19 protein-coding genes are annotated in these 24,024 nt (G+C 72.6%); 11 read left to right on the top strand and 8 right to left on the bottom strand.

What is annotated here, in order from left to right:
• The first annotated feature begins 15 nt into the window (after window positions 1-15).
• The gene (locus FHS34_RS24930) at window positions 16-1,125 is read left to right on the top strand and encodes a LacI family DNA-binding transcriptional regulator (protein WP_184969196.1); all 1,110 of its coding nucleotides are present in this window, start codon (window positions 16-18) and stop codon (window positions 1,123-1,125) included.
• A gap of 185 nt (window positions 1,126-1,310) precedes the next feature.
• On the top strand, window positions 1,311-1,556 hold the full coding sequence (locus FHS34_RS24925; RefSeq protein WP_184969194.1) for a WhiB family transcriptional regulator: 246 nt from the start codon (window positions 1,311-1,313) through the stop codon (window positions 1,554-1,556).
• Between the two features lie 18 nt (window positions 1,557-1,574).
• Here FHS34_RS24925 and FHS34_RS24920 read toward each other — a convergent pair whose 3' ends face one another.
• From FHS34_RS24920 to ssgD, 4 genes are all read right to left on the bottom strand, one after another.
• On the bottom strand, window positions 1,575-2,549 hold the full coding sequence (locus tag FHS34_RS24920; RefSeq protein ID WP_184969192.1) for an acyl-ACP desaturase: 975 nt from the start codon (window positions 2,547-2,549) through the stop codon (window positions 1,575-1,577).
• A gap of 227 nt (window positions 2,550-2,776) precedes the next feature.
• Window positions 2,777-3,553, bottom strand: a complete 777-nt coding sequence (ddaH, locus tag FHS34_RS24915) for a dimethylargininase (protein ID WP_184969190.1) — start codon at window positions 3,551-3,553, stop codon at window positions 2,777-2,779.
• 145 nt (window positions 3,554-3,698) lie between these two features.
• Complete coding sequence (locus FHS34_RS24910) at window positions 3,699-5,324, bottom strand: ABC-F family ATP-binding cassette domain-containing protein (protein WP_184969188.1); 1,626 nt, start codon at window positions 5,322-5,324, stop codon at window positions 3,699-3,701.
• A gap of 310 nt (window positions 5,325-5,634) precedes the next feature.
• On the bottom strand, window positions 5,635-6,051 hold the full coding sequence (gene ssgD / locus FHS34_RS24905; protein ID WP_184969186.1) for a spore wall synthesis regulator SsgD: 417 nt from the start codon (window positions 6,049-6,051) through the stop codon (window positions 5,635-5,637).
• Window positions 6,052-6,271: 220 nt separating this feature from the next.
• On the opposite strand from ssgD, the gene FHS34_RS24900 reads away from it, so the two are divergent.
• The 3 genes from FHS34_RS24900 to FHS34_RS24890 all read left to right on the top strand — a co-directional run bounded on the left by FHS34_RS24900 (window position 6,272) and on the right by FHS34_RS24890 (window position 8,754).
• Window positions 6,272-7,390, top strand: a complete 1,119-nt coding sequence (locus FHS34_RS24900) for a WD40/YVTN/BNR-like repeat-containing protein (protein ID WP_372478612.1) — start codon at window positions 6,272-6,274, stop codon at window positions 7,388-7,390.
• Window positions 7,391-7,465: 75 nt separating this feature from the next.
• Window positions 7,466-7,804, top strand: coding sequence for a plasmid stabilization protein (locus FHS34_RS24895; RefSeq protein WP_184969184.1), 339 nt, complete (start codon window positions 7,466-7,468; stop codon window positions 7,802-7,804).
• 197 nt (window positions 7,805-8,001) lie between these two features.
• Window positions 8,002-8,754 (top strand): endonuclease V, encoded by a 753-nt coding sequence (locus tag FHS34_RS24890; protein ID WP_184969182.1) that lies wholly within the window; start codon window positions 8,002-8,004, stop codon window positions 8,752-8,754.
• Here the strand turns inward: FHS34_RS24890 and FHS34_RS24885 are convergent.
• On the bottom strand, window positions 8,726-9,904 hold the full coding sequence (locus FHS34_RS24885) for a saccharopine dehydrogenase family protein (protein WP_184969180.1): 1,179 nt from the start codon (window positions 9,902-9,904) through the stop codon (window positions 8,726-8,728). The genes FHS34_RS24890 and FHS34_RS24885 overlap by 29 nt on opposite strands.
• Window positions 9,905-10,307: 403 nt before the next feature.
• On the opposite strand from FHS34_RS24885, the gene FHS34_RS24880 reads away from it, so the two are divergent.
• From FHS34_RS24880 to FHS34_RS24870, 3 genes are read left to right on the top strand one after another with little or no spacing between them, the layout of a single operon-like run.
• Complete coding sequence (locus tag FHS34_RS24880) at window positions 10,308-11,468, top strand: CaiB/BaiF CoA transferase family protein (protein WP_184969178.1); 1,161 nt, start codon at window positions 10,308-10,310, stop codon at window positions 11,466-11,468.
• A gap of 42 nt (window positions 11,469-11,510) precedes the next feature.
• On the top strand, window positions 11,511-12,725 hold the full coding sequence (locus FHS34_RS24875; RefSeq protein WP_184969176.1) for an acetyl-CoA C-acetyltransferase: 1,215 nt from the start codon (window positions 11,511-11,513) through the stop codon (window positions 12,723-12,725).
• A gap of 41 nt (window positions 12,726-12,766) precedes the next feature.
• A complete protein-coding gene (locus FHS34_RS24870) occupies window positions 12,767-14,938 on the top strand; it encodes a 3-hydroxyacyl-CoA dehydrogenase NAD-binding domain-containing protein (RefSeq protein ID WP_184969174.1) in 2,172 nt (723 codons plus the stop codon).
• On the opposite strand, the gene FHS34_RS24865 is transcribed toward FHS34_RS24870, so the two are convergent.
• On the bottom strand, window positions 14,928-15,647 hold the full coding sequence (locus tag FHS34_RS24865; RefSeq protein ID WP_184969172.1) for a MerR family transcriptional regulator: 720 nt from the start codon (window positions 15,645-15,647) through the stop codon (window positions 14,928-14,930). The genes FHS34_RS24870 and FHS34_RS24865 overlap by 11 nt on opposite strands.
• 233 nt (window positions 15,648-15,880) lie before the next feature.
• On the opposite strand from FHS34_RS24865, the gene FHS34_RS24860 reads away from it, so the two are divergent.
• Window positions 15,881-17,347: an amino acid permease gene (locus FHS34_RS24860; RefSeq protein WP_184969170.1), complete on the top strand. Its 1,467-nt coding sequence runs from the start codon at window positions 15,881-15,883 to the stop codon at window positions 17,345-17,347.
• A 102-nt stretch (window positions 17,348-17,449) separates the two neighbouring features.
• On the opposite strand, the gene FHS34_RS24855 is transcribed toward FHS34_RS24860, so the two are convergent.
• The gene (locus tag FHS34_RS24855; protein WP_184969168.1) at window positions 17,450-18,943 is read right to left on the bottom strand and encodes a M1 family metallopeptidase; all 1,494 of its coding nucleotides are present in this window, start codon (window positions 18,941-18,943) and stop codon (window positions 17,450-17,452) included.
• A 180-nt stretch (window positions 18,944-19,123) separates the two neighbouring features.
• Between FHS34_RS24855 and FHS34_RS24850 the strand changes: the two genes are divergently transcribed.
• Window positions 19,124-21,070, top strand: a complete 1,947-nt coding sequence (locus FHS34_RS24850; protein WP_184969166.1) for a Xaa-Pro dipeptidyl-peptidase — start codon at window positions 19,124-19,126, stop codon at window positions 21,068-21,070.
• A gap of 155 nt (window positions 21,071-21,225) precedes the next feature.
• Here FHS34_RS24850 and FHS34_RS24845 read toward each other — a convergent pair whose 3' ends face one another.
• Window positions 21,226-22,164, bottom strand: a complete 939-nt coding sequence (locus FHS34_RS24845; RefSeq protein WP_184969164.1) for an FAD-dependent oxidoreductase — start codon at window positions 22,162-22,164, stop codon at window positions 21,226-21,228.
• A 136-nt stretch (window positions 22,165-22,300) separates the two neighbouring features.
• Here FHS34_RS24845 and FHS34_RS24840 point away from each other — a divergent pair, with 136 nt between their 5' ends.
• Window positions 22,301-23,941, top strand: coding sequence for an ABC-F family ATP-binding cassette domain-containing protein (locus tag FHS34_RS24840; protein WP_184969162.1), 1,641 nt, complete (start codon window positions 22,301-22,303; stop codon window positions 23,939-23,941).
• The last annotated feature ends 83 nt before the right edge of the window (window positions 23,942-24,024 follow it).

The raw sequence follows: 24,024 nt of genomic DNA, 5'->3' as shown, positions 1-24,024 counted from the left end.
ATGAGGAGTGCCGAAGTGACCGAGGCAGTGTCGCGTCCCACCCTGGAGGCCGTGGCCGCACGGGCCGGCGTCTCCCGGGCCACCGTCTCACGGGTGGTCAACGGCGGCGACGGGGTCCGCGAGCCCTTGGCCGAGCGGGTCCGGCGGGCCGTGGAGGAACTGGGCTACGTCCCCAACCAGGCGGCGCGCAGCCTCGTCACCCGGCGGCACGACGCCGTCGCGGTCGTCATCGCCGAGCCCGAGAGCCGGGTCTTCGCCGACCCCTTCTTCGCACTGCAGCTACGGGGCATCAGCAAGGAGCTGACCGCGCACGACAACCAGCTGGTGCTGCTGCTCACCGAGGGCCGTGCCGACCACGCGCGCGTGGCCCGCTATCTCGCCGGCGGACATGTCGACGGCGCGCTCGTCTTCTCCCTGCACCTGGACGACCCGCTGCCCGGTCTCATCCGCGACGCCGGTGTGCGCACCGTGTTCGGCGGGCGCCCCGACTGGGGCGAGGCCTCCGGGACCGACGGCTCCGGCCGGGCGGGGGCGCAGGACCGGGGCGTGGTCTATGTCGACTGCGACAACCGGGGCGGGGCGCACACGGCGGTACGGCATCTCGTGGACCTCGGCCGCCGGCGCGTCGCGCACATCACCGGCGCGCTGGACCAGACGTCGGCGGTGGACCGGCTCGACGGCTACCGGGACGTCATGGCCGACGTCCTGGGGGAGAGCGATCCCCGGCTGGTCGTGGAGAGCGACTTCACCCCGGCCGGCGGCGAGCGCGCCATGCGCGAACTCCTCGGCCGCTGCCCGGACGTCGACGCCGTGTTCGCCGCCAACGACCTCACGGCGCTGGGCGCCCTGCGGGTGCTGCGGGAGAACGGCCGGCGTGTGCCCGAGGACGTGGCCGTGGTCGGTTTCGACGACATGGTGCCGGTCGCCGAGCAGACCGATCCACCGCTGACGACGGTCCGTCAGGACATCGAGGAGATGGGCCGGCTGATGGCACGCCTGCTGCTGCGGGGCCTGACCGACGGCCGGGTCCGGGAGCACCCGCCGGCCGGCGCCGGCTACGCCGAGGGCGCACCCGGCAGCGGCGTGATCCTGCCGACCACCCTGATACGCCGCGCCTCCGCCTAGCCGCCGGTCCCCAGCCGCTCTCGCCCGGCGTGACGGCACGGGTTCTCACGGTTTTCGCACCGCTCCGCGCGCCGCCGTGCGCGCGCCGGCCCCGCGGGAGCATCATCGGGGCGGCCGCAGGCTCCGGGGCCGCCGTTGAGCCGGCGTTGATCGAACGTTTTTCGGTGTGGGGCAGGCTCCTGGCCATGCACATCGAAACCATCACCCCGGCCGACGACACCTGGCAGGCACAGGCCCTGTGCGCGCAGACCGGGCCGGACTTCTTCTTCCCCGAGCCCGGCAGCTCGGTGCGCGAGGCGAAACGCATCTGCGCCATGTGCGAGCTGCGCCCCGCCTGTCTGGACTACGCGCTCTCCAACGACGAGCGGTTCGGTGTCTGGGGCGGCCTGTCGGAGAAGGAGCGGCTCGCCATCCGGCGCACCGCCCCCTGACACCTCCCTCGCGGGGCGTCAGCCCCCGGCGCGCGCGGCCATCCGGGCCTTGCGCGCGGCCAGCTTCTCGTCGAACTTCGAGGCCTCCGCGTCGAGTCCGCCCATGAACAGGCCGAGCTCCTCCTGTGCCTGGCGCCCCTCGGGACCGAGGCCGTCGATCTCCATGATCTTCAGGAAGCGCAGCACCGGCTGCAGCACGTCGTCGTGGTGGATGCGCAGGTTGTAGACCTCGCCGATCGCCATCTGCGCGGCGGCCCGCTCGAAGCCGGGGATGCCGTGACCGGGCATCCGGAAGTTCACCACGACGTCCCGGACCGCCTGCATGGTCAGGTCGGGGGCGAGCTCGAACGCGGCCCTGAGCAGGTTGCGGTAGAAGACCATGTGCAGGTTCTCGTCGGTCGCGATGCGGGCCAGCATGCGGTCGCAGACCGGGTCCCCGGACTGGTGGCCGGTGTTGCGGTGCGAGATGCGGGTGGCCAGCTCCTGGAAGGCGACGTAGGCGATCGAGTGCAGCATGGAGTGCCGGTTGTCGGACTCGAAGCCCTCGCTCATGTGCGACATGCGGAACTGCTCCAGCTTGTCCGGGTCCACGGCGCGCGAGGCCAGCAGGTAGTCCCGCATCACGATGCCGTGCCGGCCCTCCTCGGCCGTCCAGCGGTGCACCCAGGTGCCCCAGGCGCCGTTGCGCCCGAAGAGCGAGGCGATCTCGTGGTGGTAGCTCGGAAGGTTGTCCTCGGTCAGCAGGTTGACCACGAGGGCGATCCGGCCGATCTCGGTCACCTGGGACTGCTCCTTGTCCCAGGCCTCACCGTCCTCGAAGAGGCCGGGGAAGTTGCGGGCGTCGCTCCACGGCACGTACTCGTGCGGCATCCAGTCCTTGGCGACCGCCAGATGCCGGTTCAGCTCCTTCTCGACCACTTCCTCCAGTGCGTACAGCAGCCGCGCGTCGGTCCACACGGACGGGCTGCCGAGGTGAGGGGAGGTGATCGTCACGGGAACTCCAGGGGACGCTGAACCAGGGGAAAGGGGAGGGGAGGTCCGGCGAGCGGTGCCGGAAACCTACGTGATCGTAGGCTACGAGCCCGTAGGTTACGAAGCCGTAGGTTAAGGCGACCGTAAAGAATCGCTGATCAGCCCACCCGCGCGGCCCCTTGACCGGCATGCCGCGAAGCCCCGGGACCCGCAGGTCCCGGGGCTGTCGACGCGACAGGTTCACCCGGTCAGGTGTACAGCTCCCGCAGGCGCACGGAGAGACAGGTCACACAGCCCTCCAGCTTCTCGAACTCGCTGATGTCGACCGTCACCACGTCGTGGCCGAGATCGCTCAGCAGCTCCGCCGTCTTCGGGGCGCTCGCCGCCATCAGCAGCTTGCCGCCGCCGAGCAGCACCACGTGCGCGCCGGCCTCCTCCGGCACCGACAGGAAGCCGGGGAACAGCGACGGCCGGTCCACCTTCGGGATGTGCCCGATCACGGTGCCGTCGGGCAGCGCGGTCACCGCCGACTTCAGGTGCAGCACCTTGCTCACGGGCACGGCCACCACGCGTGCGCCCAGCGGCTCGAAGGCCGCCCGCAGCTGCTGCACGCCGACCGCGTTCGTCCGCCCGCCGCGGCCGACGTACACGGTGTCGCCGACCTTCAGGACGTCACCGCCGTCCAGCGTGCCCGGCTCCCAGATCCAGTTCACCGAACAGCCGAGGCGGGCCACCGCCTCCTCCACACCGGCGGTCTCCGCCCGCCGGGACTCGGCGCCCGGCCGCGTGATCAGGGCCACGTTCCGGTACATCACGACGGTGTCCTCGACGAACACCGAGTCCGGGCAGTCGTCGGCCGGGTCGACCTCGATCGTCTCCCAGCCGTGCGTGCGCAGGGCCTCGACATAGGCCTCCCACTGCTCGCCGGCGAGCCCGGCATCCACCTTCTCCCGTTCGATGTGCGTCACCAGACCGTCGGCGAGGCGGGGGCCGGGGCGGCGGACGAGGGCCTTCTTGCTGGGCACGAGGGACCTTTCGAATCGGTCGGCGGGCTGGTGCGGTGTCCGGCGCCTCGCACAAGGCGCCGGTCCGTCATCATGCAGGGCGCCCCGGCCAGGGCAAAACCCGTCGTTGCCGGGCTGTGCCCCTCCTGAGACCCCGGCCGGCCGGTCAGGCCGGATCCGCGAGTTCCTCGGGTGTCGTCTCGGTCAGCTCTCCTCCCTCCATCAGCAGCCACCGCGTGATCCCGATCGACTCCAGGAACGGCAGGTCGTGACTGGCCACGATCAGCGCGCCCTCGTACGACTCCAGAGCCGTGGTCAGCTGCCGGACGCTGGCGATGTCGAGGTTGTTGGTCGGCTCGTCGAGCAGCAGCAGCTGGGGCGCGGGCTCCGCGAGCATCAGCGCGGCCAGGGCCGCCCGGAAACGCTCGCCGCCCGAGAGGGTGGCCGCCTTCTGGTCGGCGCGCGCGCCCCGGAACAGGAAGCGGGCGAGTCGGGCCCGGATCCGGTTGTTGGTGGCGCCCGGCGCGAACCGGGCCACGTTCTCGGCGACCGACAGGCCGTCGTCGAGCACGTCCAGCCGCTGCGGCAGGAACCGGAGCGGCACGTGGGCCGTCGCCGTGCCGCTCAGCGGCGCCAGCTCCCCGGCGACGGTCCGCAGCAGCGTCGTCTTGCCGGAACCGTTGCGGCCGACGAGCGCGATCCGCTCCGCGCCACGGAGATCGAGGATGCCCGCCACGCGCGCGTGACAGGCCGTCTCCAGGTTCTCCAGGGTGAGCACCTGCCGGCCGGGCGGTACGGCCGTGTACGGCAGGTCGACACGGATCTCGTCGTCGTCCCGCACGGCCTCCACCGCGTCGTCCAGCCGCTCCCTGGCCTCGGCGAGCCGCTCCTCGTGCATGATGCGGTGCTTGCCCGCCGACTCCTGGGCGGCGCGCTTGCGTGCGCCCATGACGATCTTCGGTTCGCGTTTCTGCTCGTACATCTTCTGTCCGTACCGCTTGCGGCGGGCCAGTTTGACCTGGGCGTCGGCCAGTTCGCGTTTCTGCTTGCGCACATCGGCCTCGGCGACCCGCACCATCCGCTCGGCCGCCTCCTGCTCCACGGCGAGGGCCTCCTCGTAGGCCGAGAAGTTGCCGCCGTACCAGGCGACCTCCCCGGAGCGCAGCTCCGCGATCTGGTCGACCAGGTCGAGCAGTTCCCGGTCGTGGCTGACCACGACCAGGACGCCCGGCCAGGAGGCCACGGCCTGGTAGAGGCGGCGGCGCGCGTACAGGTCGAGATTGTTGGTGGGTTCGTCGAGCAGCAGGATGTCGGGGCGGCGCAGCAGCAGCGCGGCGAGCCGCAGCAGCACCGACTCGCCGCCGGACACCTCGCCGACGGTCCGGTCCAGGCCGATGTGGCCGAGGCCCAGTTCGCCGAGGGTGACCAGGGCGCGCTCCTCGACGTCCCAGTCGTCGCCGACGGTCTCGAAGTGCTCCTCGGCGACGTCGCCCGCCTCGATGGCGTGCAGGGCGGCCCGCCGCTCGGCGATGCCGAGGGCCTGGTCGACGCGGAGCGTGGTGTCGAGCGTGACGTTCTGCGGGAGGTAGCCGATCTCGCCGGCCGCCTTGACACCGCCGTCGGCCGGGACGAGTTCCCCGGCCAGCAGCTTGAGCAGGGTGGACTTTCCCGATCCGTTGACACCGACGAGCCCGGTCCTGCCGGGACCGAAGGCGATGTCCAGGCCGTCGAAGACGGCGGTGCCGTCGGCCCAGGTGAAGGACAGGGAGGTACAGGTGAGGGAAGCAGACATGGGCGCCTCGTGAGGAAGATGCGGTCGGTGTGGACGCGTATCGAGACACCGCGAGGCGGAAACCGAAGGTCTGGGCACGGAGGGGCCACGTGAAAAGGCCCTGTGCCGGGGGACGGCTCGGACGCCGAGGTCGTACGCCGCGCACACCTCACCGGTGCGACGCGGTGCCTCAGGACCTCAGACGAGCAACGTCCTTCTCCAATCGACGGCAACAGAACCGCTGTACACCGTAGGAGGGGCCGGGGGAACTGTCAAAGGAATTGACCGGGGAGACGCCGGGCCGGACGCGCGGTCCACGCGCGCGTGCCGCTCAGCAGGCGTCCCGCATCAGCTCGGCCAGGTCGTGGTCCAGGTCGAGCTGAAGGTGCTCCAGCCCGACGGGGACCAGGTCGCCGGCCGCCTCCAGGAACCGCCGTATCTCACCCGAGCGCACATGCACGATCGCGGTGCCCTCCGGGGCGTGGAACTCCAGCACCGTGCGGTCGTACCCGTACGGCCGCACGCGGACGTCGCCGTGGCCCTCGGGGCCCTGCAGGCCGGCCGCCAGCAGCTCACGGGAGAACGTCCAGCACACCTCGACACCCTCCAGGGTGGCCGGGGCCGGGAACGTCATGCGGACCGCGAACGGGTCGCGCCGGTCGTAGCGCAGGGTGGCGGGAATGTTCGGCATGCGCGGTGCGGCGGCGACGAGGCGGGCCTCTACGGGCTGCTCGATGACGGTGGACAACGCCTTGCTCCCTCGTGACGGCTGGACTGCACCCGGGTGTGCGGCACCCGGCACAGGGAGAGACGACGGAAACGGCCGATGCGTGCACACCCGGAACGAGTGACCTCGGTCACCGCCTTCATGCATGGCCGGCGCACCCCCGTTCCCGCGCGTCGCTCGCCGCGCTCCGGCCACTGGGCCCTCTGGACGGGGCCGGGGGACTGGGCTAGCTTCGCCCGCCATGAGGCGCTTGGGGAGCACGCGACGCAGGGGACGGGCGAACCGGCTGGCGGCGGCGGGGGTGGTGTGCGGGGCGGCGCTGGCCGCCCTGACGGTCCCGGCGGCCGAGGCCCGGCCACTCGGACAGCCGGACGCCGGCCGGGGCGGCGCGCACTGGGCGGTGAAGGACACCGGGACCCCGCAGACCCGCTTCCGCGGTCTCGCCGCCGTCGACCGGCACACCGCCTGGCTGGCCGGCACCGGCGGCACGGTCCTGCGCACCACGGACGGCGGCGCGAGCTGGCGGAACGTCTCTCCACCGGGCGCGGCCGGCCTGGAGTTCAGAGATGTGCAGGCGTTCGACGCGCGACGCGCGGTGGTGCTGGCCATCGGTGAGGGCGAGGCGTCCCGCGTCTACCGCACCGACGACGGCGGCACGACCTGGACGGAGTCCTTCCGCAACACCGACCCGAAGGCGTTCTACGACTGCCTCGCCTTCTTCGACCGCCGGTACGGACTCGCCCTGAGCGACCCGGTGGACGGAAGGTTCCGCGTCCTGTCCACCGCCGACGGCGGACGCACCTGGCGGGTGCTGCCCGCCGACGGCATGCCGCCCGCCCTGGACGGCGAGGCCGGATTCGCCGCGAGCGGCCAGTGCCTGGTCACCTCCGGCCCGAAGGACGCCTGGCTGGCCACCGGCGGCGGCCCCCGCGCGCGCGTACTGCACTCCGCGGACCGCGGGCTGACCTGGACGGCCGCCGACACCCCGGTTCCCGCGGCCGATCCGGCGAAGGGGGTCTTCGCCCTCGCCTTCCGCGACCGCACCCACGGCCTCGCGGTCGGCGGCGACTACCGCACCGGTCAGCCCTCGCCAAAGGCCGCCGCGGTCACGGCCGACGGCGGCCGTACCTGGCGGCCCGCCGCGACTCCGCCGCCCGCGTACCGCTCCGGTGCCGCCTGGCTGCCGCACAGCCGCACCGCCGCGCTGGCCGTCGGCCCGACCGGCACCGATCTGACCACCGACGGCGGCCGCAGCTGGCGGACGATCGACACCGGCTCGTACGACACCGTGTCCTGCACCCCCGACCTGAGCTGCTGGGCGGCCGGCGAACAGGGGCGGGCGGCACGGCTGGAGCGGTGAGACGGCGGCCGCAACGGTGAGGTAAGTGCCGTGGACACGGGTACTCGTCTCCCGCCGCGAAGGAAAGGAGCGATCATGCCAGCCGGTTCCAGCCCCAAGCGCGAGCGTCAGTACGAGCACATCAAGAAGAGCGCGCAGGACCGGGGCGAGAGCACCGGGCGCGCCGAGGAGATCGCCGCGCGGACGGTGAACAAGGAACGCGCCCGCTCCGGCGAGTCCAAGACCGCCAGCCGCAGCTCGACCGAGGACATGTCGTCCGGCAAGCGTGGCGGCCAGCGGTCCGGCAACCGGACGGGCCCGCAGGGCCCGACCCGCGACCAGCTGTACAACGAGGCCAAGCAGCGCGGTATCGAAGGCCGTTCGCACATGAACAAGGGCGAGCTGCAGCGCGCCCTGGACGCCAAGAAGGGCTGATCCGCCGCGGAGCGACGCGGTTCGGGGCGGCGTTCACGGAAAGAGGCGTTCACGAAAAGAGGTGTGGGATACGCGGGCCCGTCTCCCGTACGGCCGAGGCCGCCGTACGGGAGACGGGCCCCACGCGACGTGGTCATGATCGCGGACCCACCCCCGCGGGGCCGCCGGTGCGCGGCGGCCCCGTACAGTCACCCGGCATGACGATCGTTGGCGTACCCGCGGGCTGGCCCGCGAGCGAGGAAGAGGCCCGCGCCGTACAGGACGAGCTGCGCGGACGCGTGGTGCTCGGCCAGCCCGGCCCGCCGCCCGGGACGGGCCGCGTCACGGGCGTCGACGTCGCCTACGACGACGAACTGGACCTGGTCGCGGCGGCGGCCGTCGTGCTGGACGCGGCCACCCTGGACGTCGTCGCGGAGGCGACGGCCGTCGGCCGGGTGTCCTTCCCGTACGTGCCCGGGCTGCTCGCCTTCCGTGAGCTGCCCACCGTCAGCGCCGTCCTGGACCGGCTGCCGTGCCCGCCCGGCCTGGTCGTGTGCGACGGCTACGGCCTGGCCCACCCGCGGCGTTTCGGCCTGGCGAGCCACCTGGGCGTGCTCACGGACCTGCCGGCCATCGGCGTCGCCAAGAACCCGTTCACGTTCACGTACGACGAACCGGCGCCGGCCCGGGGCAGTTCCGCACCGCTGCTCGCCGGGGCCGAGGAGGTGGGGCGCGCCCTGCGCACCCGGGACGGCGTCAAGCCCGTCTTCGTCTCCGTCGGCCACCGCGTGAGCCTGGCCGGCGCCCTGGCGCACACCCTCGCGCTGACCCCCCGGTTCAGGCTCCCGGAGACCACGCGCCGGGCGGACGCCCTGTGCCGGCAGGCCCTGCGGGAGGCGGCCCGGGGGCGGCCCGGCGCACCGACCCGCCCGGACGGCACTCCTAGCGCTCCGCCGCCACCCGGAAGGTGATCCCGGCTGCGCGCAGCCGTGCGGTCAGGGCGTCGCCCATCGCCTCGGCCGTGGTGACCTGGCCGGCCGCCGGCGGCAGGTCGTCGAAGGCCAGGCACAGCGCCGCCTCGGCGAACATCTTGGCCGTCTCGTCGTATCCGGGGTCTTTGCCCGCGACCTCGGTGAACACACGGCGTCCGCCGCCCTCGCCGACGAACCGCACGGTGAACCAGCTCTTCGCCCGCTTCTCCGGGCTCGGTCCGTCGCCCGGCTGCAGCCGGGCGGACAGCAGGCGCCGCACGGGCGGCAGCTGGGCCGCGGCCGCCACCGCGCCGACGGCGGCGACCCCGCCGAGGGCCACCGGCAGGCGCTTCACGGCGGCGTAGTGCCGGTAGCGGAAGTCCGGACCGTACCGCTCCAGCGCCCGCGCCGAACGGCGCACGACCTGCGGGTCGATGGTGGGCAGCGGCAGCGCCCACGCACCGACCTCCGCGGCGAACCTCGGCGCGCCCGCCGGCGCCGTCACCCGGCGGCCGGGCAGCCGGGGCTCGTGCCGGGCCCGCTCGCGCGCCGCCGACAGCATGCGGCGCCCGCGGGCCAGCTGGTTCAGCGCCGAGGCGAGGGTGCCGCCGGAGAAGGCCGCGTCCACGGTCACATAGCCGTCCACGGTGAGCGGCACGCCCTCGGGCAGCTGCCGGACCGTGAAGTAGGCGCCCAGATCGTGCGGCACCGAGTCGAAACCGCAGGCGTGCACAAGGCGGGCGCCCGTCTCCCGCGCGCGTGCGTCGTGCCGGACGTACATCAGGTCCACGAATTCCGGCTCGCCGGTGAGGTCCAGGTAGTCGGCGCCGGTGTCGGCGCAGGCGGCGACGAGTTCCTCGCCGTACAGCACGTAGGGCCCCACGGTCGTGGCGACCACGCGCCCCTGCTCGGCGAGGGCGCGCAGGGTGGCCGGTTCCCCCACGTCGGCCCGCAGCACGCCGACGTCCGCGCCGCCGGGCAGGCTCTCGCGCAGCCGCTCCAGCTTCCGCTCGTCGCGGCCGGCGACCGCCCAGCGCAGGTCCTCCGGCGCGTGCGCGGCGAGATAGCGGGCCGTGAGCGCGCCCACGAAGCCGGTGGCTCCGAAGAGCACGAGGTCATAGGGACGGTCCGTCCTGCTCATCCTGCTCATGACACCCCTTGGTTCGTGCGCCCGCCGCGCAGCCCGCGCCGCTGTCGGGGGCCGAGGCTAGCGTGAGGAGCGCGCAGTTCGAAGACCAGCCCGAAAGGCAGCTGTGGCCGTAGCCAGGAATGCCCTGACGAAGCGGGAGATAGCGCCCGCGTTGCGGCCCGGGCGGCCGCCGGGCGCCCGGGCGGCGGGACCGGGGCCGGGACGAACCGGCAGGTCCGGCCACTGCGGGGCCCGGCCGCGCCCGCGGAGGCCGCTCGGCGGCCCGTCACTCTCCCGGGTGAAGAACCGCGCGCCGGGCACTTGGCTAAGCGCTTGCTCGTTCAGGTCTTGTGTCCGGTGGAACGCGTTCCTAGCATCACCGGTGTTACATCAGTTGTGTCACACACCCTTGGGGGCTGGACGCATGACAACGGCAGGGACGCCGCCGGCACCGGGCACCGGTCCGCTCGCGGGCGTGCGCGTGGTGGAGCTGGCCGGCATCGGGCCGGGCCCGTTCGCCGCCATGCTGCTGGCCGACCTGGGCGCCGACGTGGTCCGGGTGGACCGTCCGGGCGGCGTGGGCCTCGGCATCGATCCGGCCCACGACGTCACCAACCGCAACAAGCGCTCGATCCTGGTCGACCTGAAGGCGCCGGACGGCCCCGCGCGCGTCCTGGACCTCGCCGAGCGGGCCGACATCCTCATCGAGGGCTACCGCCCGGGCGTCGCCGAACGGCTCGGCGTCGGCCCCGGGGACTGCCACGCCCGCAACCCCCGCCTGGTCTACGGCCGCATGACCGGCTGGGGCCAGGACGGCCCCCTCGCCCACCGCGCCGGCCACGACGTCGCCTACATCGCGCTCACCGGCACCCTCGGCATGATCGGCCGCCCGGACGAGCCCCCGGCCGTGCCGGCCAACCTCCTCGGTGACTACGCGGGCGGCTCCCTGTACCTGGTCGTGGGCGTCCTCGCCGCCCTGCACCACGCGCGCGCGACCGGCACCGGCCAGGTGGTCGACGCCGCCATCGTCGACGGCACGGCCCACCTGTCGGCGATGATCCACGGCATGCTCGCCGCCGGCGGCTGGCAGGACCGGCGCGCGGCCAACCTCCTGGACGGCGGCTGCCCGTACTACGGCACCTACCAGACCGCCGACGGCCGGTACATGGCGGTCGGCGCCCTCGAAGGCAAGTTCTACGAGGAGTTCCTGCGCCTGCTCGGCCTCGACGGCCTGGCCTCCGCCCGCACCGACTGGACCCGCTGGGGCGAGCTGCGCGAACGGATCGCCGCCGTCTTCAAGTCGCGCACCCGGGACGAGTGGACCGCCGTCTTCGAGGACTCCGACGCCTGCGTGGCGCCCGTCCTGAGCCTGCGCGAGGCCCCGCACCACCCGCACCTCGCCGCCCGCGGCACCTTCACCGGCCACGGCGGCATCACCCAGCCCGCCCCCGCCCCCCGGTTCTCCGCGACCCCCACCACCGTCCGCACCGGCCCCGCCCGCCCCGGCGCGGACACGGCGGCGGTCGCCCGGGACTGGGGGACACCGGCGCACCCCACCGACGACCCGGTCACCGACGGCGGCTGATCCCGCCACCCCGCTCGGCCCACCCTCCCGAAAGGCACTCCAGTGAGCACCGAAGCGTACGTGTACGACGCGATCCGCACCCCGCGCGGCCGCGGCAAGGCGAACGGCGCCCTGCACGGCACGAAGCCCATCGACCTGGTCGTCGGCCTCATCCACGAGATCCGCGACCGCTTCCCCGGCCTGGACCCGGCCGCGATCGACGACATCGTGCTCGGTGTCGTCGGCCCCGTCGGCGACCAGGGCTCCGACATCGCCCGGATCGCCGCCGTCGCCGCCGGACTGCCGGACACCGTCGCGGGCGTCCAGGAGAACCGCTTCTGTGCCTCGGGCCTCGAAGCGGTCAACATGGCCGCGATGAAGGTCCGCTCCGGCTGGGAGGACCTGGTCCTCGCGGGCGGTGTCGAGTCCATGTCCCGGGTTCCGATGGCCTCGGACGGCGGCGCCTGGTTCAACGACCCGATGACCAACCTCGCCGTCAACTTCGTGCCGCAGGGCATCGGCGCCGACCTGATCGCCACCATCGAGGGTTTCTCCCGCCGGGACGTGGACGAGTACGCGGCCCTGTCCCAGGAGCGCGCGGCCACCGCCTGGAAGGAGGGCCGCTTCGACCGCTCGGTGGTCCCCGTCAAGGACCGCAGCGGCCTGGTCGTCCTGGACCACGACGAGCACCCGCGGCCCGGCACCACCGCCGACTCCCTCGCCAAGCTGAAGCCGTCGTTCGCCGACATCGGCGAGCTGGGCGGCTTCGACGCGGTCGCGCTGCAGAAGTACCACTGGGTGGAGAAGATCGACCACGTCCACCACGCGGGCAACTCCTCCGGCATCGTCGACGGCGCCTCGCTCGTCGCGATCGGCTCCAAGGAGGTCGGTGAGCGCCACGGCCTCACCCCGCGCGCGCGGATCGTCTCCGCGGCCGTCTCCGGCTCCGAGCCGACCATCATGCTCACCGGCCCCGCCCCCGCCACCCGCAAGGCCCTGGCGAAGGCCGGCCTCACCATCGACGACATCGACCTGGTCGAGATCAACGAGGCGTTCGCCGCGGTCGTGCTGCGCTTCGTGAAGGACATGGGCCTGTCCCTGGACAAGGTCAACGTCAACGGCGGCGCCATCGCCCTCGGCCACCCGCTCGGCGCGACCGGCGCCATGATCCTCGGCTCGCTCATCGACGAACTGGAGCGCCAGGACAAGCGCTACGGCCTCGCCACGCTGTGCGTCGGCGGCGGCATGGGCATCGCCACCATCATCGAGCGCATCTGAACTCCCTGCGGAACCAAGCGACTTCAACGGAGACGACTGTCATGACCGAGAGCACCACCATCCGCTGGGAGCAGGACGACACCGGTGTCGTCACCCTCGTCCTGGACGACCCCGACCAGTCCGCGAACACCATGAACCAGGCGTTCCGCGACTCCCTCGCCGCGATCACCGACCGGCTGGAGGCCGAGCGGGACTCCATCCGCGGCATCGTCTTCACCTCGGCGAAGAAGACCTTCTTCGCCGGCGGCGACCTGCGCGACCTCATCCGGGTCACGCCCGAGACCGCGCAGGACCTGTTCGACGGCGGCCTCGCCATCAAGCGCAACCTGCGCCGCATCGAGACCCTCGGCAAGCCGGTCGTCGCGGCGATCAACGGCGCGGCCCTCGGCGGCGGCTTCGAACTGGCCCTCGCCTGCCACCACCGGGTCGCCCTCGACACCCCCGGCACGAAGATCGGCTGCCCCGAGGTCACCCTCGGCCTGCTCCCCGGCGGCGGCGGAGTCGTCCGCACCGTCCGGCTGCTGGGCATCGCCGACGCCCTGCTGAAGGTGCTCCTCCAGGGCACGCAGTACAACGCGCGGCGCGCCCAGGAGAACGGCCTGGTCCACGAGGTGGCCGAGACCCCCGAGGACCTGCTCGCCAAGGCGCGCGCCTTCATCGACGCCCACCCCGAGTCGCAGCAGCCCTGGGACAAGCCGGGCTACCGGATCCCCGGCGGCACCCCGGCCAACCCGAAGTTCGCCGCCAACCTGCCCGCCTTCCCGGCCAGCCTGCGCAAGCAGACGGGCGGCGCCCCCTACCCCGCCCCGCGCAACATCCTCGCCGCGGCCGTCGAGGGCTCCCAGGTCGATTTCGAGACCGCCCAGGTGATCGAGGCCCGCTACTTCGTGGAGCTGGCCGCCGGGCAGACCGCGAAGAACATGATCCAGGCGTTCTTCTTCGACCTCCAGGCGGTCAACTCGGGCGCCAACCGCCCCAAGGGCGTCGAGCCCCGCCAGGTCCGCAAGGTCGCCGTCCTCGGCGCCGGCATGATGGGCGCCGGCATCGCCTACTCCTGCGCCCGCGCGGGCATCGACGTCGTCCTCAAGGACGTCGCCCTCGAAGCGGCCGTCAAGGGCAAGGGGTATTCGGAGAAGCTGTGCGCCAAGGCCGTCGCCAGGGGCCGCACCAGCCAGGAGAAGGCGGACGCGCTGCTCGCCCGCATCACCCCCACCGCCGACGCCGCCGACCTCGCCGGCTGTGACGCCGTCATCGAGGCCGTCTTCGAGGACACCGCCCTCAAGCACAAGGTGTTCCAGGAGATCGAGTCCGTCGTCGCCCCCGACGCGCTGCTGTGCTCCAACACCTCCACGCTGCCGATCACCACGCTCGCCGAGGGCGTGGAGCGGCAGGCCGACTTCATCGGGCTGCACTTCTTCTCGCCGGTCGACAAGATGCCGCTGGTCGAGATCATCAAGGGTGAGCGCACCGGCGACGAGGCCCTCGCGCGCGCCTTCGACCTGGTCCGGCAGATCAACAAGACGCCGATCGTCGTCAACGACTCGCGCGGCTTCTTCACCTCCCGGGTGATCGGCCACTTCATCAACGAGGGCGTCGCCATGGTCGGCGAGGGCGTCGAGCCCGCCTCCGTGGAGCAGGCCGCCGCCCAGGCCGGCTACCCGGCCAAGGTGCTGTCCCTCATGGACGAGCTGACGCTCACCCTGCCGCGCAAGATCCGGAACGAGTCGAGGCGAGCCGTGGAGGAGGCGGGCGGCACCTGGACGGCGCACCCGGCGGAAGCGGTCATCGACCGCATGGTCGACGAGTTCGGCCGCCCCGGCCGCAGCGGCGGCGCCGGCTTCTACGACTACGCCGAGGACGGCAAGCGGGCCGGACTCTGGCCGGGCCTGCGCGAGCACTTCACCGAGCCGGACCACGAGATCCCGTTCCGGGACATGCAGGAGCGCATGCTCTTCGCCGAGGCGCTCGACACCGTACGCCTCCTGGAGGAGGGCGTCCTGACCTCGGTCGCCGACGCCAACATCGGCTCGATCCTCGGTATCGGCTTCCCCGGCTGGACCGGCGGTGTGCTGCAGTACATCAACGGCTACGAGGGCGGCCTGCCCGGATTCACGGCCCGCGCGCGCGAGCTGGCCGAGCGCTACGGCGAGCGGTTCACCCCGCCCGCGCTGCTCGTGCGGAAGGCCGAGGAGGGGAAGCCGTTCAGCGACTGAGGTCCGGTCCCGGACCGGTGACCCACTCGCCCAGCTCTTCCCGCAGCGAACGCTGGAACGTGGTCAGCAGCGCCTGCACCACCAAGGGGTGCATGTGCGCGGACAGTGACTTCACGTCCTGGGCGGCACGCTCGGCCACCTCGCCGCGGAAGAGCTGGGAGAGCGCGTGAGCCGCGGCGCGCGAGTGCTCGACGAGCACCTTGCGCGCCGCGAGGATCACCTCGTGCGACAGCGGCACGTCGAGGAGCTGCACCCCGAGCCGGAGCAGCCCGGAGTCGACACGGAAGGTGTCACCCTCCGCCTCCACGACGACGTTCATCGCGGCCAGCCGCTCGACGTCCTCGGCGGCGAGCGGCCGTCCCGCCCGCCGCTCCAGCTCCCGCCGCGACACCGTGTCCACCGCGTCCGGCGCCCAGGACGCGACGACCGCCCGGTGAATGGCCAGGTCGTGCGGGGTGAGGTCGTCAGGGAGCTGCTTCAGGTACCGCTCGATCGCCGACAGGGTCATCCCCTGCTGCCGCAGCTCCTCGATGAGGGCCAGCCGGGCCACGTGGTCCGGCCCGTAGTGCCCGACCCGGCGCGGGCCGATCACCGGCGGCGGCAGCAGCCCCTTGCTCCCGTAGAAGCGGACCGTGCGCACCGTGACGCCCGACCGGGCGGCCAGCTCGTCGATGGTGAGGGGCGTCGCGTCCCCGGCCTCGGTCGTCATACGAAGCAGTATCGCTGTCTCACCAGAAGTGTGACACCCCTGGTGAACGTCGTATGGACGCTGAGTGGATCGTGTGAGAAGCGACGCTCTGTGACATGGACCACCGCGTACCGGCGGATCTCTCTGGGAAGCTGCCGTCTTGGTCTGTACCGCGACACGAGGGTGGTGCGGGCCAGGACCTGCACGACCCCCGGGCCCATGAGGCCCGGGCGCACCAGGAAGTGGAACCACCCGTGAGCAAGGAAGCCGTGGAATCGGCACAGGCCACCACCCACCCCCAGGTGGCCCAGACGCCCGCGGACGCGGGCGACGCCGGCTACAGCAAGGACCTCAAGGCGCGCCACGTCAACATGATCGCCATCGGCGGCGCGATCGGCACCGGACTCCTCCTGGGCGCCGGAGGACGCCTGCACAACGCGGGCCCGGCGCTCGCCCTGGCCTACCTGGTCTGCGGTGTCTTCGCGTTCTTCGTCGTCCGGGCCCTGGGCGAGCTGGTCCTGTACCGGCCGTCCTCCGGATCGTTCGTGTCCTACGCCCGGGAGTTCCTCGGCGAGAAGGGCGCCTACGTCGCCGGCTGGATGTATTTCCTGAACTGGTCGACGACCGGCATCGCCGACATCACCGCGATCGCGCTCTACACGCACTACTGGAGCCTGTTCACCTCCGTCCCGCAGTGGGTGCTGGCGCTGATCGCCCTCGCGGTGGTCCTCGCCGTGAACCTGATCTCGGTGAAGATCTTCGGCGAGATGGAGTTCTGGTTCGCGATCATCAAGGTCGCCACCATCGTCGGCTTCATGCTGATCAGCATTTTCCTGCTCGCCACCCAGCACAAGGTCGGCGGCCACACCCCCGGTCTGAGCGTCATCACCGACAACGGCGGTGTCTTCCCGCACGGCGTGATGCCGGTCGTGCTGGTCATGCAGGGCGTGATCTTCGCCTATGCGGCCCTGGAGCTGGTCGGCGTCGCCGCCGGTGAGACCGCCGAGCCGGAGAAGGTCGTCCCGCGCGCGGTGAACTCGATCATGTGGCGCGTGGGCCTGTTCTACGTCGGCTCGGTCGTGCTGCTCGCGCTGCTCCTGCCGGGTTCGGTCTACTCCGCCGACCAGAGCCCGTTCGTGACCGTGCTGTCCAAGATCGGCGTGCCGGCCGCCGGCGACGTGATGAACCTGGTCGTGCTGACCGCCGCCATGTCCTCGCTGAACTCCGGCCTGTACTCCACCGGCCGCATCCTGCGCTCCATGGCCATGGCCGGTTCCGCGCCGAAGTTCACCGCCCGGATGAACCGCAGCCAGGTCCCCTACGGCGGCATCCTGCTGACCTGCGCGGTCTGCGTGCTCGGCGTCGGCCTGAACTACCTGATGCCCAGCCAGGCCTTCGAGATCGTGCTGAACGTCGCGTCCCTCGGCATCATCAGCACCTGGGTGATCATCATGCTCTGCCACATGCTGTTCGTCCGGCGTGCCCGCGCGGGCCTGGTGGCGCGGCCGCACTTCCAGCTGAAGTTCAGCCCGGTCACCGAGATCGCCACGATCGTGTTCCTGCTGGTCTGTCTCGGCATGATGTGGAACGACCCCGAGGTCGGCCGCAAGACCCTGTACCTCATCCCGGCGCTCGCCGTCATGCTGGTCGCCGGATGGTTCGCCGTCCGCCGCCGGGTGGGCCGGAGCACCGATCAGGAGCTGTCCGAGCTCACGAAGTAGGGCTCGCCGCCGGTGACGCCCACGGTGGCGTCACCGGTGAGATCACCTGGCACACCCCCCGAGCGCCGGCCGACGCGCGCCCGGGGGGTGTGCCGTGAAGCGTCAGTGCCCGTGCACGTCGTTCGTCGCCTCGATCCTCTTCCACGACTTCGGCCGTGTCGCCTCCGTACCCGTCCCCGCGCCGGCCAGGGCACGGGCCGACGGCGCGGCGGGCTTCGACGGCTGGAACAGCCAGGTGTCGAACAGCGCGGACAGCGGCTTGCCCGACACCTGCTCGGCGTACCGCTGGAAGTCGGCCACCGAGGCGTTGCCGTAGGCGTGCGTCCTCGGCCAGCCCTTCAGGATCCGGAAGAACGCGTCGTCGCCGATCGTGTTGCGCAGCGCCTGGATGGCGAGGGCGCCACGGTCGTAGACGGCGGCGTCGAACTGGTGGTCCGCACCGGGGTCACCGGGCGCCACCGTCCAGAACGCGTCGTCCGCCGGATGCGAGGCGTAGACGTAGTCGGCGAGCTCCTGCGCGGTGCCCTCGCCCTCGTGCTCGGACCACAGCCACTGCGCGTACCGCGCGAAGCCCTCGTTGATCCAGATGTCCTTCCAGTGCTTCAGCGACACGTCGTCGCCGTACCACTGGTGGGCCAGCTCGTGCACGACCACGGACGTGTTGGAGCCGTTCGCGAACTGCTTGGGGCTGTAGTAGACGCGGGTCTGCGTCTCCAGCGCGTACCCGGTGGTGGTGTTCGGGACGTAACCGCCCGCCGAGCTGAACGGATACGGCCCGAAATAGCCGCTCAGCCAGTCCACCAGCTCCCCGGTGCGCTCCACGCTGGCCCGCGCGGCCCCGTCGTTGTCGCCGAGGTCCTTGCTGTAGGCGTTGATGACGGGCACCCCGCCGTCGGAGGTGCCGGTGGTGATGTCGAACCTGCCGAGCGCGAGTGTGGCCAGATAGGTGGCCTGCGGCTTGTTCTGGCGCCAGTTGTAGCGCGTCCAGCCCAGCTTCGAGGTGGTCGACTGCAGGGTGCCGTTGGAGATGGCCTGGGTGCCGTCCGGCACGGCGACCGACACGTCGTAGGTCGCCTTGTCACCCGGATGGTCGTTGCTCGGGAACCACCACCAGGCCGCCTCGGGCTCGTCGGCGGCCACCGCGCCGTCCGGCGTGCGGTGCCAGGTGGAGAAGCCGTAGGCGCTCTTCGTCGACGGCACCCCGCTGTAGCGGACCACGACCGTGACCGTCGTGCCCTTGGCCAGCGGCGTCTTCGGGGTGACGACCAGTTCGTGCTCGCCGGACGCCGTGAAGGACGCCTTGGCGCCGTCGACCCGCACCTCGCTCACGTCCAGCAGGAAGTCCAGGTCGAAACTGGACAGGTCCCGGGTGGTCCTCGCCAGGATCGTGGCCGTGCCCTGCAACTCGTCCGTCTTCGGCTGGTACTGCAGCCTCAGGTCGTAGTGGGAGACGTCGTAGCCGCCGTTGCCGTAGTTCGGGTAGTAGGGGTCGCCGATGCCCGGCGCGCCGGGGGAGTAACTCGCGGCCGATGCCGGGATCGCCAGCAGGAGGGAGGCCGCCGCCAGTGCGCCCGGCGCGATGATTCTGCGGTGCACGTCAGCTCCAAGTCGTCGGGACTGCAAGTCCGTTCGTCAGAATTCTGTTCGACGAGCCTATTCAGTCCCGGTGTCCCCGGGCCTGTCCACGGCACCTCCTGTCACACGATCGCCATTCGGCCGTCACGAGTACCGGAAAGCCGTCTTCTGCGCGAGAGTTGCCCGGAGTACCGTCCGCGCATGCCGAAACGTACGCGCACGACGATCTGGAGAACGCTGACGGCCGCGGCCGTCGCCACCCTGACGGCCGCGTTCCTCACTCCGGCCACCGCCCAGTCCGCACCCCGGGAGAGCCGGCCCGTCTACTCCTACGCCGACGCCGTCCGGGAGTCCGTGTGGGTGGACACGGGGCTCGACGAGGACGGTGACGGCAGGAGCGACCGCGTCGCCGCCGACATCGTCCGGCCCGCCGAACCGGCCCGCCAGGGCCGCAAGGTGCCGGTCATCATGGACGCCAGCCCGTACTACTCGTGCTGCGGGCGCGGCAACGAGAGCCAGCTCAAGACGTACGACGCGCAGGGCCATGTCGTCCAGATGCCGCTGTTCTACGACAACTACTTCGTGCCGCGCGGCTACGCGTTCGTCGGCGTCGACCTCGCCGGCACCAACCGCTCCGACGGCTGCGTCGACGTCGGCGGCCGCTCCGACATCCTGTCCGCCAAGGCCGTGATCGACTGGCTGAACGGCCGCGCCAGAGCCTACAGCAGCCGCACGGGCGGCACCCCGGTGAAGGCCGGCTGGACCAACGGCAGAACCGGCATGATCGGCAAGAGCTGGGACGGCACCATCGCCAACGGCGTCGCCGCCACGGGCGTCAGGGGCCTGAAGACCATCGTCCCGATCAGCGCCATCTCCTCCTGGTACGACTACTACTTCGCCCAGGGCGCCCCGCTCTACGACGGCGGCCCCGACGAACTGGCCGGCTACGTCGAGAGCGCCGACGCGCGGGCCCACTGCGCGGCCGTCCAGCGCAGGCTCGCCGACGGCAGCCCGCGCAGCGGCGACTGGACCCCGCTGTGGACCGAGCGGAACTACGTCGCGGACGCGGCCGAGGTGCGCGCCAGCGTGTTCCTGGTGCACGGCATGCAGGACCTCAACGTCCGCACCAAGCACTTCGGCCAGTGGTGGGACGCCCTCGCCCGGAACGGCGTCGAGCGCAAGATCTGGCTGTCCCAGACCGGCCATGTCGACCCCTTCGACTACCGGCGCGGCGCCTGGGTCGACACCCTGCACCGGTGGTTCGACCATGAGCTCCTGGGCTACGACAACGGCATCGACCGCGAGCCGACGGCCGACGTCGAACGCCACCCCGACCAGTGGGTCACCTCCGCCGCCTGGCCCCCGCACGGCACCCGCACCGCCGTCCTGCGCCCGGCCCCGGGCGGCGGGGCCGGCGTCGGCACCCTCGGGCTCCACCGGGCCGCCGGCACCGAGACCTTCACGGACGACCCGGCCCTGAGCGAGACCGACTGGGCCGCGCACCTCACCACGCCCACGCCGGAGAAGGCGGGCTTCCTCACCGAGCCCTTCACCCACGACCTGCGGCTGGCCGGCTCCGCCGAGGTGACGGTCACCGCGATCCCGACCACCACGTCCGCCCACCTGTCCGCCGTTCTGGTCGACGTGGGCGCGGACACCGTCCGGGACTACGCCGACAGCGCCGAGGGCATCGCCACCCTTCCCTGGCGCAACTGCTGGGGGGAGAGCACGGCCGGGGACAGCGCCTGCTTCAAGGAGACCAGGGCGAAGACGGCGGCCGTCGACTACACGGTGGTCAGCCGTGGCTGGGCCGACCTCGGGCACCACGCCTCGGCGGCCGAGGGCGTCCCGCTCACGCCGGGCAGGTCCTACACGATGACGCTTCACCTCGCGGCCACCGATCACGTCGTGCCGCAGGGGCACCGACTGGCGCTGATCGTCGCCGGGACCGACAAGGACCTCATCGACCCGCCGTCCACCAGGCCCACGCTCACCGTGGACCTGTCCCGCACGGCGGCGAAGGTGCCGCTGGTGGGCGGGGCGGCGGCGTTCGACCGGGCCACGTCCGGCGGGGCCGTCGCGGCCGTGCCGACGGTCCTTGAGGGCGTCCGCGCACCACGTGCCGTCCGGCACGTTCCGGCGGCCTGACACCCCCGTCCCCGGCCCGCCACCGCAGCCGGGCCGGGGGCCGGGCCGGGGCGCCGGTCGCCGTGTCCGGCCGCGGGCCGTGGCGGGCCGCTCGCGCAGTTCCCCGCGCCCCTTCTGGTCCGGGGGATGTCGGTCGCGCGGTTGCCCGTGTTTCCTCAGGAGGGCGGGAAGGCCAGGGTCGCTGATCGGCGGGCGCAGCCCCAGGCGACCGTGATGCCGGCTCCGCCGTGGCCGTAGTTGTGCACCAGGGCGCGTCCGCCGGGGAGGGGCTGCCGTTCCAGGCGGACCTCGTCCCGGGCGGGCCGCAGACCCACCCGGTGCGCGAGCACCCGGGCTCCGGCGATCTCCGGCCGGACGGCCGCGCACCGGGCGACGATCGCCGCGGCCGTCTCCGGATCCGGCTCCAGGGACCAGTCGTCCTCCTCGGCCGTGCCGCCCAGCAGCAGCCGGTCCGGTTGCGGAATGAAGTAGGTGGAGGCGGCCGAGGAGTGGTCGACGGAGGTGAACCAGCCGGTGACACCGGGGTTCTCCGCCACGACCAGCTGTCCGCGCACGGGACGCACGGCCGGGTCCGGCACCAGGGAGCGCGCTCCGAGGCCCGTGCAGTTGACCACCACGGCGGCGGGCACGGCCGCCAGGTCGGTCACCTCACGGACCTCCACCGTGCCGCCCGCCCGCCCCAGCCGCCGCCGCAGCCAGGCCAGATGCACCGGCATGTCGATCACCGGCAGCCGTGCCGCCAGCCCCTCGGCCACCGCCCGCAGCCCCGGCACCCGGCCCGCCCAGCTCCCGAGCCCGTCCAGCCGGGCCCCGCGGTGGACCCCCTCCACCAGACGCACCCCCGTCTCCTCCGGCCGGGCCGCAAGCTCCTCGTACACGCCCAGGGACTCCAGCGCCCACGCGCCGGCCAGCGGCTCCGGTTCGATGCGGTACGGCCACCACAGGCCGCCCGCGACCGCGGAGGTCGTCCGCTCGGCCGGTTCCCGTGCCCACACCCGCACCCGCCGCCCGGATTCGGCCAGCAGCACGGCCGTCGTCAGCCCCGCGATCCCGCCGCCGACCACGATCACTTCGTCACTCGGCCCACTGTCCATGCCAGGACGATAGGCCCCGCCCGGACGGCCCCGTCAGCCCCGGACGGCCGCCGCCCGCCGCCGCCCGCCCGGTGCCGCCGACCGGCCGGGAACGTGGCGGAGACGCACACGTGCCGCCGTTAGGATCGGCGTCCTGATGACTGCCACCCTCGTTGCCAAGAACCTCGCCGCCGGACACGCCGACCGCCCCCTGTTCTCCGGGCTCGACCTGGTCGTCGCGCCCGGCGACGTGATCGGGCTGGTCGGCGCCAACGGCGCGGGCAAGTCGACCTTGCTGCGGATGCTCGCCGGACTCACCCCGCCCGAACAGGGCGAACTCCGGCTGTCCCCGCCGTCCGCCACCGTCGGCCACCTGCCGCAGGAGCCGGAGCGCCGGCCGGGCGAGACCGTCCGGGAGTTCCTGGCCCGCCGCACCGGCGTCGCCGAGGCCCAGCGGGTCATGGACGAGGCCACCCAGGCGCTGGTGGACGGCGCTCCCGGCGCCGACGACGCCTACGCGACCGCCCTGGAACGCTGGCTCGGACTCGGCGGCGCCGACCTGGAGGAGCGCGCCGAGGAGGTCGCCGACTCGCTCGGCCTGGCAGTGGACCTGGACCAGCCGATGACCGCCCTCTCCGGCGGCCAGGCGGCCCGGGCCGGCCTCGCCTCCCTGCTGCTCTCCCGCTACGACGTCTTCCTCCTGGACGAGCCCACCAACGACCTGGACCTGGACGGCCTGGAGCGTCTGGAACGGTTCGTCGGCGGTCTGCGCGCGGGCACGGTCGTCGTCAGCCACGACCGCGAGTTCCTCACCCGCACGGTCACCAAGGTCCTCGAACTCGACCTGGCCCAGGGGCAGATCAACGTCTACGGCGGCGGCTACCGGTCCTACCTGGAAGAACGCGAGGTGGCCCGCCGGCACGCCCGCGACGACTACGAGGAGTACGCCGACAAGAAGGCCGCCCTCCAGGACCGCGCCCAGATGCAGCGGTCCTGGATGGACAAGGGCGTGAAGAACGCCCGGCGGAAGGCGGGCGGCGACAACGACAAGATCGGCCGGAAGTTCCGCAGCGAGTCCAGCGAGAAGCAGGCCGCCAAGGCACGGCAGACCCAGCGCATGATCGAGCGCCTCGACGTGGTCGAGGAGCCGCGCAAGGAGTGGGAGCTGCACATGGAGATCGCGTCCGCCCCGCGGTCGGGCGCGGTCGTGGCGACACTGCGGGAGGCCGAGGTCCGGCGCGGCGACTTCACCTTCGGCCCGGTGTCGCTCCAGGTCGACTGGGGGGACCGGATCGCGGTGACGGGAGCCAACGGCGCCGGGAAGTCCACCCTGCTCGGCGCGCTGCTGGGCCGGATCCCGCTCGGCTCCGGACACGCGGCCCTCGGTTCGGGTGTCCTGGTCGGCGAGGTCGACCAGGCCCGCAAGCTTTTCCACGGCCCCGAGACCCTGCTCGACGCCTTCTGCGCGGCCGTCCCCGACACCGAACCGGTGGAGGTCCGCACCCTGCTGGCCAAGTTCGGCCTGAAGTCCGACCATGTGCTGCGCCCCGCCGAGACCCTCTCCCCGGGCGAACGCACCCGCGCCGCGCTCGCCCTCCTCCAGGGCCGGGGCGTCAACCTCCTCGTCCTGGACGAGCCCACGAACCACCTGGACCTGCCGGCCATCGAGCAGCTGGAGTCGGCGCTCGACGCCTACGAGGGCACCCTCCTGCTGGTCACCCACGACCGGCGCATGCTGGACGCGGTCCGGGTGACCCGGCGCCTGGAGGTGGCCGACGGCAAGGTGACGGAGCGGTAGGGCCGCGGACCGCCGGACAGGCCCCGGCCGAGACGGAATCCTCCGATCACCGGTCGAGGCACCGCGAAATGCCCTAACGTGTG

The organism is Streptomyces echinatus, assembly GCF_014203595.1.
Taxonomy (GTDB): domain Bacteria; phylum Actinomycetota; class Actinomycetes; order Streptomycetales; family Streptomycetaceae; genus Streptomyces; species Streptomyces echinatus.
This window is presented reverse-complemented; position numbering and strand designations above follow the sequence as displayed.

Coding starts and splice junctions, on each gene's coding strand:
- FHS34_RS24925 (WP_184969194.1), top strand. CDS start 1,311: ATGCACATCGAAACCATCACCCCGGCCGACGACACCTGGCAGGCACAG.
- FHS34_RS24910 (WP_184969188.1), bottom strand. CDS start 5,324: ATGTCTGCTTCCCTCACCTGTACCTCCCTGTCCTTCACCTGGGCCGAC.
- FHS34_RS24900 (WP_372478612.1), top strand. CDS start 6,272: ATGAGGCGCTTGGGGAGCACGCGACGCAGGGGACGGGCGAACCGGCTG.
- FHS34_RS24895 (WP_184969184.1), top strand. CDS start 7,466: ATGCCAGCCGGTTCCAGCCCCAAGCGCGAGCGTCAGTACGAGCACATC.
- FHS34_RS24890 (WP_184969182.1), top strand. CDS start 8,002: ATGACGATCGTTGGCGTACCCGCGGGCTGGCCCGCGAGCGAGGAAGAG.
- FHS34_RS24885 (WP_184969180.1), bottom strand. CDS start 9,904: ATGAGCAGGATGAGCAGGACGGACCGTCCCTATGACCTCGTGCTCTTC.
- FHS34_RS24880 (WP_184969178.1), top strand. CDS start 10,308: ATGACAACGGCAGGGACGCCGCCGGCACCGGGCACCGGTCCGCTCGCG.
- FHS34_RS24870 (WP_184969174.1), top strand. CDS start 12,767: ATGACCGAGAGCACCACCATCCGCTGGGAGCAGGACGACACCGGTGTC.
- FHS34_RS24865 (WP_184969172.1), bottom strand. CDS start 15,647: ATGACGACCGAGGCCGGGGACGCGACGCCCCTCACCATCGACGAGCTG.
- FHS34_RS24850 (WP_184969166.1), top strand. CDS start 19,124: ATGCCGAAACGTACGCGCACGACGATCTGGAGAACGCTGACGGCCGCG.
- FHS34_RS24845 (WP_184969164.1), bottom strand. CDS start 22,164: ATGGACAGTGGGCCGAGTGACGAAGTGATCGTGGTCGGCGGCGGGATC.
- FHS34_RS24840 (WP_184969162.1), top strand. CDS start 22,301: ATGACTGCCACCCTCGTTGCCAAGAACCTCGCCGCCGGACACGCCGAC.